Source organism: Epilithonimonas hungarica (genome assembly GCF_900102265.1).
In the GTDB taxonomy this organism is placed as follows: domain Bacteria; phylum Bacteroidota; class Bacteroidia; order Flavobacteriales; family Weeksellaceae; genus Epilithonimonas; species Epilithonimonas hungarica.
Genome location: NZ_FNBH01000002.1, coordinates 288,156 through 304,477, shown reverse-complemented (window position 1 = coordinate 304,477; position 16,322 = coordinate 288,156). Strand labels below are relative to the sequence as shown.

Here is a 16,322-nt window from a genome sequence, read left to right as displayed (position 1 = left end):
TTTACTTTTCTTGATTGGCAAATCTAATTAAATTTGGGATTGAGAATCAAAAAGAATTCCAAGAAATTTTTTTAAAATATGATAAAATGAAAAATCAATTGCCAATTATAGAAGTTGCTGAACTTTTTACGAAATCAGAAAATCTAGATCTAAGGATTTTTGATGTCAGAACCGGACCAGATGCGAATACAGAGTACCGGAAAAAGCATCTCGGGAATTCGGTTTTCGTTGATCTGAATTCTGATTTGGCTGAGATTGATGATCCAAAATTTGGAGGCAGGCATCCGCTTCCGAAGTTTGAAAATTTTATCAAGACAATAGGGAAGTTAGGAATTGATAAAGATTCTCACGTTGTGATCTATGATGATAAAAACGGAGCAAATGCCGCGGCAAGATTTTGGTGGATGTTGAAGGCGGCTGGTCATCAAAATGTTCAGGTTCTGAATGGCGGTTTGCAATTCGCTGAAAATCAAAATTACCCTTTAAGCTCGAATGATAATTCTTATCCTGAGACTAAATACATTTCTGACTATACAGATTGGCAATTACCACAAGTTTGGATTGATAATGTGAGATCGGCTTCACAAGATATGGATTCTGTAATTGTGGATGTACGTGAATCACAACGTTACCAGGGGATTACCGAGCCAATCGATTTGGTTGCCGGACATATTCCTAATGCTAAGAATTATCCTTTTTCTGATAATCTGGATGAAAATGGTTTGTTCAAATCTCCTGAAGTTCTCAAGGATCTATATTCCGAATTATTTGAGAAATATGATAAAAGCAAAATCATTTTCCATTGCGGAAGTGGTGTAACGGCCTGTCATTCTCTTTTAGCTTTGGATTATGCAGGTTTTGATATTCCGAATCTCTATGTTGGAAGCTGGAGCGAGTGGAGCAGGAATGGGATTTAATTATTAATTATGAGTTATGAGTTATGAATGAATGTTGGAACTCATAATTAATAACTTATAACTCATCACTTTTTTAAAAACTTGCGCGGATTTGCATACTTCCGATGTGGATTGTCCTATCACCGGAGTTTCTACCTTCGTAATTAATATTAAGCTGAATGAAAGAATTAATTGCTTGCTGGATGTATAATGTCCAGACTTGATTTTTTCCGGCTTTCAGACCTTCCAACATTTGATTTCCGACAATGCTGTAACTGTTTCCGGTAAAATCATTGTTAATGAAAGAGAAATTGGCCCTGATGGATGTTTTTGATCTTTCCCATTGGAGCGTTCCTGAGATTTCATAGGTTTTCAAAAGTTCCTCGCCGTCGGTTCTTTTTTTCTGGCGAAGCGCCCCGAAAATTTCTGTTTGTAAAGTTTCCGTTAATTTATAGGTCGCTTTCGGTTTTGTTTCCCAATTTTGAAGAAGATAATTTCGAGTGTTGTAAACCTGGGAGCTATTGGTCACATTCTGAAGCGTATTTTCCCAATCGGCGCGGAAAGTCTTTGTGAATGAATAACCGACATTCATAAAATGAGACCTCTGAGAATGTTCCTCGTTGCTGAAATTTGCATTCACAAGATTGTCATTGTCCGTATATCGGTAACTTCCGTTCCAACCGGATTTGTCATTAGAATTAAATAAAGCCGAAGCCAAGATATTCTGAGTTCTAAGCAATTGGTCGCTTTGTCTTTCGAAAGGATTCCAAACCAGGACTTTGCTACCTTTCATATAAGAATTTTGCGAAAGTAGGGACAAATTGAAGTTCCAACGTTTCAAGAAGGCATTTTCTGAACTGATGATAACGGAAGGATTTACAAATAAAGCTAACTGAAGTTTATTTTTATTAGAAGCCAGATAGTTTACACTATTTGTATAAACTCGGATGTATTGCGCCAGATCTGCATATTCTGCCACTTCAAATTCATCTAATTGCTGAACGCCATCGTTGTTATAATCCGTCCATTTGTAAACACCTTGTCCGTCGGTTACTTTGATGTACTGGAATTCCCGCTGCGCTTCCTGGCCATTTCCTAATTCATAGAAAAGCTGAAGGCGCATTCCGTTTTTGAATAATTGCTGATTGTATAATATATTTCCAACTACAAAATCCTGATTTTGATTATTGGTCAAAGTCTGATTCTCATAAAAGAACTTCCTGTAATGAACCAAAGTCGATAATTGTGTTTTCTCTGTTTTGATGATTTGACTTTCCGCCTGAATTCCAAGAATATTGTTCATTTTTTGAAGACGGTTGTCAAGAACTGAGTCATTCCCTCTGAAATATACTTTTGCCAACAACTTGGTTCTAGCAGAATCGGCTATTTTTTTCTGAATAAAAACCTCTCTCCAGCTAAAGCTTGTCAAATCGAGAGTTTGCGTAGCATTGTATTTTTTTTCATTATGTTCCATAGAACCGCCCAACATCCAGCTCCCTTTTTTGCCAGCCAACTCAGTAGAAACTGCCCCTCTGATGAAAGTGGTATTAAGGTCGGTTGATTTGGTGTCCAGATAGGAAATTGTGCCAAGATTCTTGAATTTTCCAATTCTCCACGTTGCATCCAAATCGTTTTTGATTCCTTTATAAGTACCGGTCTCTTCTAGGTAATTGATTTTATAATTGACAGAAGATCTTTTATTAAAGTCATTCAGGAATGAAAAAATAAATCTGTTCTGGGTGATCTGACTGAATTCATTGGTCAGGTTAAAATCTCTCCAGAAATCAACATTATTGATTCTGTCAAGAATATGGAAATTCTTTTGAATGGCCTGATATTCCACCATCGGCGTTCCCGTCCAGGTGTTTTTCTTGAAAGTTTTATTGGCATAGATTCTCGCTGCATAACCGATATTCTGTTTGTTGTCTTTTGACGAAAACAGATTGAGGTCATAATTGCTCATAGAAACATCGGTTCCAATAACGCCATCGTTGAGCGCATATTCAATACTCGCCGAATAAACCTGTGATTTTTCCGGTGCGGGTAACTTTCTCACCGCCATATAATCTCCCAAGCCAGCTCCTACATATTGGAAAACACGACCGTTGTTTGTTGATTGCTGTAATTGGTAATCGCCTTTTCCACTTCCGAAATAAGTAAAAGCAACTTGATAAAGTACCTGAGTTTGGTCGGTTGAAAACTCATAATAGAAAGACTCGCCGGAGAATACTTTTTTGTAAAGGATCTTGTTGACATCATATTCCGTTTCTACACCTGATGGCGAAAACATGGCGTCGGAATTGTTCCCTGCATTGACCAGAGTTTGTTTGTCCTCATCACTCAGGTTGAGAGATAACGGTGCATTTTTATTATCGTTCTCCATAAACCAACTGAATCCGGCTTTCAGCTTTTCTCTTTGATGCTTGATGCTTCCTGTAATTAGAAATCTTGTATAATTTCGGTTGGTATAATTATAAGATACGTTGATGAAATTCTGTTTGTAGATCGGTCGGAAACTGGTGAATGTAATCTCGCCCGTATTATAATTGATCGTATAATCCTGATTTTCGCCACGTTTCATCAGAATTCCATCAATATAAACCTGTTCCGAGCCGGAAATGATTGTGATGAATAATTCTCCGTTTTTCCCAGTTAACCGATATGGTCCTTGATTGCCTTCGATCCCTTGAAAACGCATTCTGAAAAATTCACTTCGGGCAACGCCGCCAGAAACATCAACTGAAGTTTTATTACCATTTTTTTCCCAGCTGGTCAGGAATTGCAATCCCATACTTCTTCTTTGATAACGTCCGAAATAGGTGGTTTCATCATTCAGGTCTAGATGTCCTGCTCTAATGATGCTATGGTTTTTGATATTGAGCTGAAGATAAATTTTGTCAAATTCCTGCAACGTCTGTGTATAACCATCGGCTTGGACGGGAAGATTATGGTCAGAAATCGAAGCCAAAATAGAAACATCCGGACTTAATTTACCCGAAATCTGCATATCCATAGAACTTTGAACAGACGAACCTTGGTTGTTTCCAAAAGTAATACCTCTGATAATAGAGCCTTTGGAATTGAGTTCTCCAAGTATTCTCTTTCTGTCATTTTTCACCAGAACTTCTTCATCATAGATCACACGATTCTGTTTTTTGATGAAGTCAAGCGTGTCTTTGGTGAAAAAATCCCGATTGATCTTAGATATCATCACGCTATCCTTTTTAAGGGAATCTTGAGGGATATTTGGATTTTTCCAACTGAATATCTGTGCATTGACCGAAGCCATTGCAGAAAAAGTACAGACCATTAGAAAAAAATTGTATATCTTAGACACCCTTTTCTTGTAAAGTGTAAATGTAGTAATAATAGGCTTTGAACCGAATTAACAATTATTTAAAACGGAAAAGGAAGCTGTAAAATTATAGTTGGCTTTAAAATTTTATATTTGCCATCCCATAAGGGAAACGAAAGAAACATTTTTAAACTTTATATTATGACAAAATTTTATTCTTTATTAGCAGCAGTTGCTTTAACTGTAAGCAGTAATCTTGTTGCACAAACAGCTACGGTAACTATAGATGTAGCAAGTATCGGGGGTACTGCGGTATTAGGAACAAGTAATTATAATGGTGGAGCTGAGAGGACTTGGACCACTAATGCTATTGATTTTGGAGGAAAAGCCATTACGGCTAATGCAGTTAATGCTCCTACTTCTGGCACTGCGGCAGGAACTAACATCCAAACACAAGCAAATCAAGGTGTTATTTATAATACAACGGCTTTGCCAGGTAAAATCCTTAGTGTAACTATTAATTCTGTAGGTACAGCCAGAGAATCTTCTCTTTATGGAGGAACAACACGTTTAGTAAATGCTACGGCTGCTAATTATGATGTAACTGGGGGGACACAGATAGGCACTGCTTCTACTACGGGATGGACAACTACCGATCTATCAGGAACTGATTACAAATTCTTCGCTATCAAAAGAGGAGCTAGCGCAGGATATATTACTTCTATTGTTATTGTATATGAAAATCCTACAATGGCAGTAGTAGATGCTACAAAAGGAAAAGCCAACTTAGTAAAAAATACCATCGTATCAAATGAATTAATCTTTGGGGCTTCTGCAAAAGTGTCAGTTTATAACACAGCTGGCCAAGTTGTAAAAACTGCTGAGGTTTCTGAAAATACTAGATTAGACGTTTCTACTTTGGCAAAAGGAACTTATATAGTAACAGGCCTTGTAAACGGACAAACTGTTTCTCAGAAAATTATAAAGAAATAATTATCATTATTTCTAAATGATAAAAAAACGCTACCAATTTTGGTAGCGTTTTTTTTGTTAATTGAATATTACAGTAAATGAACTCAATTAAAACTATATATTATTGATTGTTATTATATTTTTAATGTTTTGTCAATCTGAGATCGTTGTGGATTACAATAGATTTGTCACAAACAAAATTTAATAAACTTTATTATGAAAAAGATTTATTCTTTATTCGCAGCAGTTGTTTTAACTGCATCGATCAATGCTCAAACTACTGTTTTCAATGCAACATTTGATGATGTTGACGGAACTGGTGGAAGTGATGGGAACTGGGCTTCTTCCGTAGCAGGCACCGCACTTGCAAGTTATACTACAGGAGGTACTTGGGATTTAACAAGGGCTTATAAAGGAGGAGGTTGTTTGAAAATGGGAACAGCTAGTGTTCTCGGGGTATTGAAAACACCAAATATTACATTGACAGGTAGTGGGACTCTTACTTTCAGAGCTGCGGCTTGGAACGGAAATAACGAAAATACCACTTTGAAGGTCTCTGTTACGGGAGGTACTTTAAGCCAAGCTACAGTAACTTTGGTGAAAGCCAGCTATACAACTTATACAATCAATGTAACCAATGCAACAGGAAATGTGGTCATTGCCTTTGAAGGAAATGCAGCAGCAAACGGCAGATTCTTTATAGACGATATCAAAGTTACCACGGCAACTATGGCCGTTGTAGATGCTACTAAAGAAAAAACAGGTCTTGTTAAGAATACAATTGTATCAAACGAATTGATCTTTGGGACTTCTGCAAAAATATCAGTTTATAACACAGCCGGTCAAATTGTAAAAACAGCCGAAGTTTCTGATAACTCCAGATTAGACGTTTCTTCTTTGGCAAAAGGAGCTTATGTGGTAACAGGTCTTGTAAACGGACAGGCTGTGTCTCAGAAGATCATTAAGAAGTAACTCCTTTTCCGGGTCTTAATTTATAAAAGTCGATGTTCCTCACATCGGCTTTTTTATGATTTAAAACAGACTTAACATATCGTCTTATTAATATGTTTATTTTTGTACAAGCAAAATGGGCAAGATTTTTGAGAATAAAAAAATGTTAATTTTCATAAGTTATAATTTTCTGACCTTGATCAAATCTAGACCTGATAATGCGGAAATGTTAAAAAATGAACATAATTTTGCGGAATACATTTTTTTATTAACTTAGCAACCCTTTAATTTTTATAATAAAACAATTTTTAAACTTTAATAAAATGAAAAAAATCTTTACAATTTTAAGTATTGCAGCTGTATCTTTAGTATCGGCTCAAAATTTAGTAACAAATCCAGGTTTTGAAACTGGAGTATTAGCTCCATGGGCAAAAGGTCCATCGACTGCTGCTTCTTATACTGAACCTACATTGGCTAATTCAGGATCTTATGCAGGGACTTACAACGCAGCTTATACAGCAGCTACCGGTACAACTGGATTTTATCAAGATATTGCAATAACCGGCGGAACAGAGTATACAGTATCTTTTTGGTATAAAGCTACTGGTGATGGAACAGATGCAAGAATCTGGAGTGTTTTTAAAGATTCAGCAGCAACTATTCTTTATTTAGCTGGGGATGCATCTACGGCAACTTCAGATCCTTTAAGAGGTCCGAACAATTTATACCTTGATCCGGCAACTAGTTGGACTCAGAAATCAATCACTTTTACTTCTCCAGCTGCAGCAACAGTATTTCAATTAGCTGTTAGAGCATATAATAATTCAACACTTGCTGCTTTTGATGATTTTTCTTTGGTGCAAGGAGGCTTAGCAGTTACTGATTTTTCTAAATCAAAATACAGCTTAGTTAAAAACACAGTAGTTGGAGAATCTATCGCTTTCGCTAAGAATGCAGATATCCAAATCATCAATGCTGCTGGTCAAGTTGTAAAAGCGGCTAAAGTAACAGAAGGTTCTACGCTTAACGTATCTTCTCTTGTAAAAGGTACTTATATCGTAACTGGAACAGTGAACGGAGAAAAAGTATCTCAAAAAATTATCAAAAAATAATTTGAGCCACTTTTCAAAAATAGAAGGCTTCCTAATTCAGGAAGCTTTTTTTGTTTTATGTATGATCTTCGAGAAACTTAGCCCAGCCAGGCTTAAACATGTTTAGTATTAGTATTGTCATCCTGAGCTTGTCGATGAATCTTAATAATCAATGATTCCCAATTTGATGGCTACGGCTATCAATTGTGCAATGTTGGTAACATTAAGTTTGAAGAATATGTTTTTGCGATGGGTTTCTATAGTATTCACACTTATGAATAGCATATTGGAGATTTCGGTACTTGAATGTCCTTTGCTGATGGCCACCACAATCTCTTTTTCACGGGGACTGAGGATGTTCTTTTTGAACTGGATCTCTTGAAAATCGATTGAGGAGGAATAATAATATTTCTCATTTTTTAGATAGAGGTTGGTGATTATATCTATCAGCTTTTCTTTAGGTGTGGTTTTCAGCATATAGGCATCTATTTTGCGCTTGGTTACCATATTCTGGAAACTACTCATTATAATGATTTTGATATGTGGAGAATTCTCTTTTACATGATGGATCAGCTCCAGACCACTCATCTGTGGCATAGAGATGTCTGTGATCAAAATATCTATTGTTTGTTTTTGGATGTATAACAATGCTTCCTTTGCATTGTCCACAGCAAAGACAATATTGTAATTTTCTTGGACAGACAGGATTGAGCGTAACCCGTCCAAAAATAATTGATGATCGTCTACAATGCCAATATTTATCATATTCTGAAGGTTATAGTTACAGTGGTGCCGTTATTGGGAAAAGAATCAATTTCCAAATGAGCTTTGAATATTTTTAACCTTTCCTTGATGTTTTTAAGTCCTATGCCTCCGGTCTTGTTCTTATCGAATCCCTGACCGTTGTCTTCTATCATAATGCAAATGGAATTTTCATGCTGGGTCACACTCATTTGTACTCTTGTGGCATTAGCATGTTTACGGATATTCGTGAATAACTCTTGAATTATTCTGTATAGATGGTTTTTTGTTTCCTCGTTGATTCTAGTCAAAGCATTTTCCGGAAAGAATAAGATATCTGTCAAGATTCCGTTTTCCCTATTTCGTTTTGCCAGATGTTGCATTAACTGATAAAACGTTTTCTCCATAAGAAAATGGTTACTAAGGTCATGCGTGATTTCTCGTATTTCTTCATGTAATGTATTGATATGCCTCTGAATAACAGAAAGATTATCATTCTGTAAAACATCATTTTCCTTGTCTAGCATAAAATTGATTCCGGCTAAACTACCTGCAACACTATCGTGAAGTTCTTTTGCCAAACGGTTGCGTTCTTTGTTTTGTCCTTCCAGAATATCTCTTGTCTTATTAAGTTCCAGTTGTTTCTTATTTAGTTTTTGTTGAGATTTCAATTTGTTTTTATAGAGAAAGAAACCAAGTAATAATAGTATGACTAGCAGTCCCAAAATAAAATATAGTTTTGTTTTTCTTACTTTCTGCAACTCATTTTCTTTACTGAGAAGCTGTATTTGGTTGTTCTTTTTGCCTACCTCATACTTCGCAAGCAGATGATTATAATTCTTTTCTTTTTCAATAGTGAAGAGACTGTCTTTTAGTTTATAAAACAGGCTTTGATATTCATAAGATTTTTGGAAGTTGTTATCTTTTTTGTAAACATTAACCAGACTTTTTAATATATTTAATTTCTGGTCAATAGGAATTCTTTCTGCATCATATGCTTTATAAGCCAATTCATAGTGTTTTATGGCATTTTGAAAGTCATTTTTATTCATGTAGTACGCACCATAATTAAAATACAAATAGAAGTTATATAAATCCTTGCCATCCAATTGTTTAAGAAGCTTCTCTGCCGCTTTCAAATAAGATAGGGCTTTTTCGTTTCTAGATTGGTTATTTGGGTCCAGAAAATTATTACTCTGGTTGAATCTGATATCAAATTGTTCCTGCCTGTCTTTGGTCAATTGGGCCAAACGATATGCTTTTTCATAATAATCGTTGGCTTTTTGATGGTCTTTGGATTGTATGGCATTTGCTATAAGAATGTATGAACTTAGTATCCTTGCGGTATCTTTTGCTAATATGGAATATTTAGATGTAAGTTTATAATTTTTGATACCCGATATAGTATCACCTTTGATAAGGAAAAGGTTTCCGAAACTGTAATGCAAAATACCATAATACTTATTATCTGGTTTTTTCTTTAAATAAAACAGAGCTTTTTGATATTCATTGAATGCTTTGTCATATTCACCAGCCTCAAAAAACATAATACCTTTTAAATTATAAATGCGATAAAGCGCGATGATATTGCCTGTTTTTTTTGCGAGAATCAAAGCCTGGTCAATATATTTCCTGCATTTTGAATTGTTGCCTAGATTATAATAGTATGAAGCATATAGAATAAGACATCTTGATGCATAATAATCATTACCTATTTTATTATTAAGCTTATATGCCTGCTTGCAATAATAGTAAGCTGAATCTGAATCCTTATTGATAACAGCACTGAATTTTTCAAACATCTTATCTAATTTTTCTATTTTTTTTTGTCCAAAAACACAATTAAAGGTAATTAATAATGTTAAAAGCGTTTTTTTCATAAAAAATCACGGTATTATGTGATAGAAATATTTTAGTTAAGCTTATATTTTTGTTAAATATAATTAAATTCTTTCTTAAAGAGATTGTAATTGATGAATTTTTCAGAACAGAATACCAATAAGAGCAAGTGTTTTGTATACTCCTAAAATAATAAAACTTACATGAAAATAAATCTCCTTATAATAATTTCCATATTTCCTTTCTTTAAATCTCAAACATGTTATTATACAGAGGTTAATCCCATATCTCATGGATATTCCTGTAATGAGAGTAATCTTATTTTTACCAGTTCTATCAATACCGTTGTAAGGAATGACGTTTCTGCATCAAACGGTATCCTAATCATACCAAGTCAAAACTATAATATTACAATTTTACCGTCAATACCTTGTGATAATTGTGCAGCAGATACAGGAGGGACTACCATTATACCTAAAAAAAATGGAAATGACGGAGCAAATAAAAGAATATATTATAATTCACAAAAAACTGTAAAATCACAGGAAATAACAATAGAAGAAAATCCGGTAGAACACATACTTAAACTCTCTTTAGACAAAGGAATCTTGGAAAATATAAAAATCTATGATGCCAATGGACAAGAAGTCTTGAATAATGATACTAATAATAAAACATCAGAGATCAATGTATCCAGACTTATAAAAGGAACTTATTGGTTGAAAGTTATGACCAATGAGAACACGACCTATACAAAACAATTTATAAAAAAATAACAATTAAAAATTTAAACTATGAGAAAACTTTTTTTACTAAGCTTTTTGGCGCTAACAGGAATTGCAAATGCGCAAAATTGGTCTTTAACTGGTAACTCCGGTATATCCTCTGGAACTAATTTTTTAGGAACTACTGATAACCAAAGTCTAGTATTTAAAACAAATAATATTGAATGGATTAAGCTGACTACTAAAGGCAGACTTATATTTCAAAATATTGATAACGGTTATGGTTGGAATAATAATCTATTTATTGCAGGGGGAAACGATTTTGCCACTGGTCTGGGCAATACATCAGTGGGTCTAGGCTCTTTAGTCTCCATTACAACGGGACTTAATAATACTGCTTTTGGAGCCAATTCTTTAAAACCAAATACTACAGGAGAAGGCAACACCGCTATAGGAGTTAATTCTTTGTGGAATAATACAACCGGATCTAATAACACAGCATTAGGGCTAAATACATTGAGTGGGGCAGGAACCCTGACAGAAAATACAGCAATTGGATTTGCTTCTATGGCCAGATATAATGCAATAGCTAGTAATAATATTGGCTATAACACAGCATTGGGATCTAGCTCGCTTGGAGGAGTGATTACTGGAAATTACAATACAGCCTTAGGACGAAGTTCCTTAACGGACTTAGTAAGTGGTAGCAATAATGTTGCAATTGGAGCAAATTCCGCCTCTGGTCTTTCTTCTGGAAGTAATAATATAATAATTGGCTACGGAGCATCGCCAACTTCTTCAAGTGTAAACAACCAACTGAATATAGGAAACTGGATAAGGGGAAATAATGGAACTATAGGAATAGGTACATCTAACCTTCCTTCGGATGGAATTGCAGGAGATGGTGAAAAATATAAACTTTTCGTAAAAGATGGTATCAAAACAGAAAAAGTAAAGGTAGAGATAGCGGCTGCAAACGGTTGGGCAGATTATGTTTTTACTAAGGATTATAAACTAATGCCTTTAAAAGAAGTAGAAAATTATATTAGTATAAACGGACACTTACCAGAAGTTCCATCTACAGAAGAGGCAATCCAAAACGGAATAGAGCTAAAGGAAATGAATATCCTGCTTCTAAAAAAAATAGAAGAGTTGACATTACATCTAATAAAGCAGGACAAGAGAATAGAAGAGCTAGAAGCTAATAATAAAAAATAAAAGGTATGAAAAAACTTTTTGACATTTTTATATTTGTTGGAATGATTGCTTTATTCAAAGCACAAAATAATCCATTCTCTACTATTTGCGCTAATGAGTCTGTTGATAAATTGAACGTTAAGAATGCGAAAATATTTGATTCTAAGGAATTAGAATTAAATTCTACCAACTGTGGCAACACATCTCAATATTATAGTAGTAATGATTATTCTTACAATCATTATGATCTTTATTTACCAAAATCGTCTGATGGTATTATTTATTTAAAACTTAATTTCATTTTTCTTACCAAACCAGATGGCACAGGAAATTTTGAGCAGAATAATTCGGATCATAATGCATTTTTGGATGAGACTATTAGTAGAGTTAATCAAACATTATTAAATTTGGACGGACAGCCAACATCTCCTTGTGAAGGATATGGGCAAACAAATCTTACCAATACAAAGGTTCAATTTGTAGTTAATAAGATTTGGAAAGTAGATCCGGCCTGGGATTATCTTTATACGGGATATATTCCATGTACTTTGTCAGGAGCTCCAGTAACTTGTACAAATTTTAATAAGGTCTATCCTAACAGTACAGATTATTATTATACTTATTTCGATAATGATTCAACCATTCCTTCTGGAATTAATGTAGTTTTTGCGAATAATGGGAATATTTATAATGAGTTTGTAAATAATAACAATTATTCTATAGGATATGGAGAAGGCTGGGCCGCATCAGAATCACCATCCAATTCTAATTTTTCACAAAAATTGGGACAATTTTATCCAAATGCCTATCTCGCCTATCTTTGGATGAAAAATTATGTTGCAGATAATCCAGACCCTACAAGCCCTGCCCCTAATACTCCTTGGACAACTGTAAGAGGTTGGTATGTAGCCAATTTTAGAAAAGGTATTTTGCACGAAACTGGCCATAATTTTAACTTGGGTCATGAGAATAACTGTGCTCCTAATATTATGAACCAGGATGGGGTTGCAGCCGGTAACTTTCTTAGCAATCTTCAAATTTCTAAAATTTATTTAGCAGCTTCTACTAAGAGTACTAGACAATATTTTACAGAAGATTCTTTTAAGAACACAAGTCTAAATGTAGGAAATGATGAGTTATGGGATTTAAACTTCAGATTATATTCTAATGTGAAAATTGACAATAATTCAAGTCTAAAAGCCACTTGTAAAATCATAATGGCTCCAGATAGCAGGTTCATCGTAAAAGATGGTAGCAATTTTATTATCGAGGGTGCAGAGATTACGTCTGCAAATAATTCTACTTGGAATGGGATAAAAGTAGAGGGCAACGGTTATCTTTTAATCAATCCTGATACATTTATTGATACAAATCATTTTTATGCTTATGCAGATAATACACCATTACCAAATGGAAAATTCAGTTCGAGTCCTAATACAGATAAGATAAATGAAGAAATAATTGAAAATACCATTGTAGACAAGGACTATAGAATATATCCAAATCCGACCGGCGACTTTATCAACATATTGACTAAAAACAAAATTTCCAAAATTGAAATATTTAACCTCTTGAATCAATCCTTTTTACCAATTTATAAGGATAATAAAGTGGATGTTAGAAATTTATCACAAGGTAATTATATTCTAAAGATATATAGTAATTCGGGGGCAAAAACAATACATTTTATTAAAAACTAATAACCGTAACTCAAAAAAAGCTAATAACCCTTATATTAAAGAAATCACTGAACTTTTTCGGTGGTTTCTTGTTTTTCAATAAACTCCACGTCTCAGATTATTGATCAACGCTCCAAGATTCAGAACCAAAGTATATCGGATTCTGTAACCATAATTTTTGAATCCAGGTTCAAAACCAAGGCTGGAAACAACAGGAAAATAAACTTCAAGAAAATCTGGAACGACTTTCACCTTCACACCAGAATCCCAAATGAACTGAGTTGCCCTATTTTTATTTTTATAAACACCGGCATCTGCATAAAGATTGAACCATTTCCAAAGATGAGAATCTACATTTAAACTCGTTATAAATTGATTCACAGATGTATTGAACATCGATTTGAAGCCACCTTCTGCCAAGATGAACTGCTGAGAAAGAATCCCTGAAGTGGCGCTTTGACCTAATAGACCATATGAAAAAGAGTAGTTGGAAACTCGTGATAATCCATAATTGAATAAAGCATTTTTAGTTTCATTCTTTATAAAATATCCGGCAAACCACCTGAAACTGATTTTCCTATCCTTCGAAAATTCCCAGCGGTAAAAAGCTTCCGCTGAAATCTTTTGAAAATCTTCCATCCATTGTAAATTGGTCGAGATATATTTTTCGTGAATCAATCGGTTGTCTGAGTATGAATAGCCCAAATTCCAAAGGTTATATTTGGAATAGAGATTATTTTCAATCATTAGTGGAGTCAATTCTCTGTCATAATAATTATAAGAGAAGTACAAACTTCTTCCAATGGCACTTCTTGGGTTTTTATTAAAATTAATGGAAGTCCCGGCTCCAAATCTTTTATAGGCCAGATTGGTATTATAATGAAAGTAAGACCCCGAAAGTGTAAAATTCCAGCTTCTGAAAAAACTATTTGGTGGCAGAATGGAATAGCCAATCGCACCCGAACCAGTCAGTTTTCCGGTTCCGGTACTATAGTAAGGCGTGAATGAATAATCAAATTTCTGGTCAAAAATCCCTTGATTCTTAAAATTAAGTCCAAGTAAAACTTTATCATAAGCATTGAAAGTCAATCTTGGAGTCAGGAAGATCTCGTTATATTCAGGGTTTTGGACATCCTTTACCAATTTGAATCTTATCTTTTTGGTGTTAGAGAAAAATCCTTTTGTATAGATGTAATTATCTCGAAAATTAGTTTCAGGAAAAGCATAATTGTCGTTCAGTACAATCTTGTAAACATCTTCTTTCGCAATAGAAAGCGAATCTTTTGTCAGCGAATTAGAACTTTTCCAATAGAGTTTTTTCTCTTCGGTTTTATTTTCAGATTCTATTTTCAGAGGAATATTGGACGCATTTTTATCCTTGATATGAACAAGATAATCTTGCTTTTGTTCTTCTATGTTTTTCAGATTAAAATTGATTCTATGCTTTTCATTCATCATTTGATTCAGGAAAGCAGATTTTCCATTGGTGAATTTTTTAAGATGATCGAGAAAATCTTTACCTGTTGTTTTGGCTCTGTATGCTGAAGATAAATAGTCTTTTAGAAAAAAATCAAAAGAATTTGTTCCTTGATATTCCGAGATATAATTCAGAAGATTGCCCATTTCAAATTGACTGATCGCAGTGGTGTTGAAATTGCTCAACTGATGAAAAGGCGTGTCAATTTTCTGGTCAAGATTCTGAGTCGAGATATAATGATAAGCCAATCCGTAACGCTCGGAAAGTTTCAGCTTTGAAGCGTGGAATAACTTCAAAGGCTTAATTCCGAAGAGACTTGCGTTATCGGGAAGATTCCCAAGAAGCTTATGATTTGGATAAAAGTTTTTCAGATACTGGATTTCCAGATAAGACTTCAAACCATTTTTCAGCCAATGTTCCTGCGTCTTGTTGGTAATGAAATATTCGTCCATTATCTTCTTCGAAACGGCACTGAAATAATCCAAATCTGTCTTTTCATAATCCGTGAACAATTGATATTTGAATTTCCAGAATTTGATATCATCAATCCCGATAAACTCTTCTTTATTCAAGAATTTTTGAGTGATGAATAATTTGTCCGGAAGATTTCCAATTCTTGCTTTTATGAATTTGAGATGCGTTGGCAAAAGAAAAGCCAAGGTCTGTCTTTGATATTCAGAAACCTGATAACCTAATTGAACTGTGATTTTTTGCCCGTCAACATCCAGTTGGTACTCAGGATAGATTTCATTCGATAACTGGAATTCTGGGTCATTGATAGAATTTCCTACGAATTCAGAATCATTATTTTGCTCAAGATTAGAGTAGATTTTCCAATTCTGTGGGACTTGGAAATCTACTTTCCAAAAAGAACCTGCGTTAGCTGTTTCTTCCGTATCTCGATAGAAAGAATTGCTTTGATTTTCGGTTTCGTAAGTCTCAGGAACTAGGAAGAAATATTTTAAAACAATCTTGTTGACATCAACCCCGTAACCTGTAAAACGGGCGTCAGGAAGCTGAATCTGATATTTTAAATTCAGTGTGATGCTTTTTCCAGATTCCAAAGGCTCAGAAAGCGGAATGAAAATGTTTTCCTGAGTTTTATTAAGGATTTCTGAAGATGTGTTTCCGTAAGAATACTGGAAACTTTCCAACTTTCCCAATTGATTTTCTTTGGCAAAATAAAGATCCTTTTTGCGGTCTTCGACTTTTCTTTTGAGAAGAGGCGTTTTACGTTTCTGATAAGCAGAAACCCAATTCAGAAGCTTGATCTGATTGATGGATTTCTGGTGCGGATTATGATAGGTCAATGTCTGCTCAACTGAGATTGATTTTTTATCTTCATTAAGTTTTACATTAAGCAAAATACTGTCTTGCTGAGACTTTGCCCAGAAATGCCCTAACAATAAAACCAAACACAAAAAAAATCGCTTCATCAAAATTAATCAGTATTTAAAAC

11 protein-coding genes are annotated in these 16,322 nt (G+C 34.5%); 7 read left to right on the top strand and 4 right to left on the bottom strand.

What is annotated here, in order from left to right; all coding sequences use genetic code 11:
• Positions 1-86: 86 nt before the first annotated feature.
• The gene (locus BLT30_RS08645) at positions 87-917 is read left to right on the top strand and encodes a sulfurtransferase (protein WP_089873723.1); all 831 of its coding nucleotides are present in this window, start codon (positions 87-89) and stop codon (positions 915-917) included.
• A 73-nt stretch (positions 918-990) separates the two neighbouring features.
• On the opposite strand, the gene BLT30_RS08640 is transcribed toward BLT30_RS08645, so the two are convergent.
• On the bottom strand, positions 991-4,206 hold the full coding sequence (locus BLT30_RS08640; RefSeq protein ID WP_245707147.1) for a hypothetical protein: 3,216 nt from the start codon (positions 4,204-4,206) through the stop codon (positions 991-993).
• Between the two features lie 186 nt (positions 4,207-4,392).
• On the opposite strand from BLT30_RS08640, the gene BLT30_RS08635 reads away from it, so the two are divergent.
• The 3 genes from BLT30_RS08635 to BLT30_RS08625 all read left to right on the top strand — a co-directional run bounded on the left by BLT30_RS08635 (position 4,393) and on the right by BLT30_RS08625 (position 7,226).
• On the top strand, positions 4,393-5,184 hold the full coding sequence (locus BLT30_RS08635) for a T9SS type A sorting domain-containing protein (protein ID WP_089873175.1): 792 nt from the start codon (positions 4,393-4,395) through the stop codon (positions 5,182-5,184).
• A 195-nt stretch (positions 5,185-5,379) separates the two neighbouring features.
• Positions 5,380-6,135 (top strand): T9SS-dependent surface endonuclease, AS87_RS02955 family, encoded by a 756-nt coding sequence (locus BLT30_RS08630; RefSeq protein WP_089873174.1) that lies wholly within the window; start codon positions 5,380-5,382, stop codon positions 6,133-6,135.
• Positions 6,136-6,437: 302 nt separating this feature from the next.
• The gene (locus BLT30_RS08625) at positions 6,438-7,226 is read left to right on the top strand and encodes a T9SS type A sorting domain-containing protein (protein WP_089873173.1); all 789 of its coding nucleotides are present in this window, start codon (positions 6,438-6,440) and stop codon (positions 7,224-7,226) included.
• 141 nt (positions 7,227-7,367) lie between these two features.
• Here BLT30_RS08625 and BLT30_RS08620 read toward each other — a convergent pair whose 3' ends face one another.
• Together BLT30_RS08620 and BLT30_RS08615 are read right to left on the bottom strand one after the other, a co-directional pair.
• Positions 7,368-7,970, bottom strand: coding sequence for a response regulator transcription factor (locus tag BLT30_RS08620; RefSeq protein ID WP_089873172.1), 603 nt, complete (start codon positions 7,968-7,970; stop codon positions 7,368-7,370).
• Positions 7,967-9,748, bottom strand: coding sequence for an ATP-binding protein (locus BLT30_RS08615; RefSeq protein ID WP_175487163.1), 1,782 nt, complete (start codon positions 9,746-9,748; stop codon positions 7,967-7,969). The genes BLT30_RS08620 and BLT30_RS08615 overlap by 4 nt, the downstream gene beginning before the upstream one ends.
• A gap of 240 nt (positions 9,749-9,988) precedes the next feature.
• On the opposite strand from BLT30_RS08615, the gene BLT30_RS08610 reads away from it, so the two are divergent.
• The 3 genes from BLT30_RS08610 to BLT30_RS08600 are packed head-to-tail and all read left to right on the top strand — an operon-like array spanning position 9,989 to position 13,407.
• Positions 9,989-10,561, top strand: coding sequence for a T9SS type A sorting domain-containing protein (locus tag BLT30_RS08610; protein WP_089873170.1), 573 nt, complete (start codon positions 9,989-9,991; stop codon positions 10,559-10,561).
• Positions 10,562-10,579: 18 nt separating this feature from the next.
• Complete coding sequence (locus BLT30_RS08605; protein WP_089873169.1) at positions 10,580-11,728, top strand: autotransporter outer membrane beta-barrel domain-containing protein; 1,149 nt, start codon at positions 10,580-10,582, stop codon at positions 11,726-11,728.
• Positions 11,729-11,733: 5 nt separating this feature from the next.
• Complete coding sequence (locus BLT30_RS08600) at positions 11,734-13,407, top strand: T9SS type A sorting domain-containing protein (RefSeq protein WP_089873168.1); 1,674 nt, start codon at positions 11,734-11,736, stop codon at positions 13,405-13,407.
• A 75-nt stretch (positions 13,408-13,482) separates the two neighbouring features.
• On the opposite strand, the gene BLT30_RS08595 is transcribed toward BLT30_RS08600, so the two are convergent.
• On the bottom strand, positions 13,483-16,299 hold the full coding sequence (locus BLT30_RS08595) for a TonB-dependent receptor (protein ID WP_245707146.1): 2,817 nt from the start codon (positions 16,297-16,299) through the stop codon (positions 13,483-13,485).
• Positions 16,300-16,322: the final 23 nt, after the last annotated feature.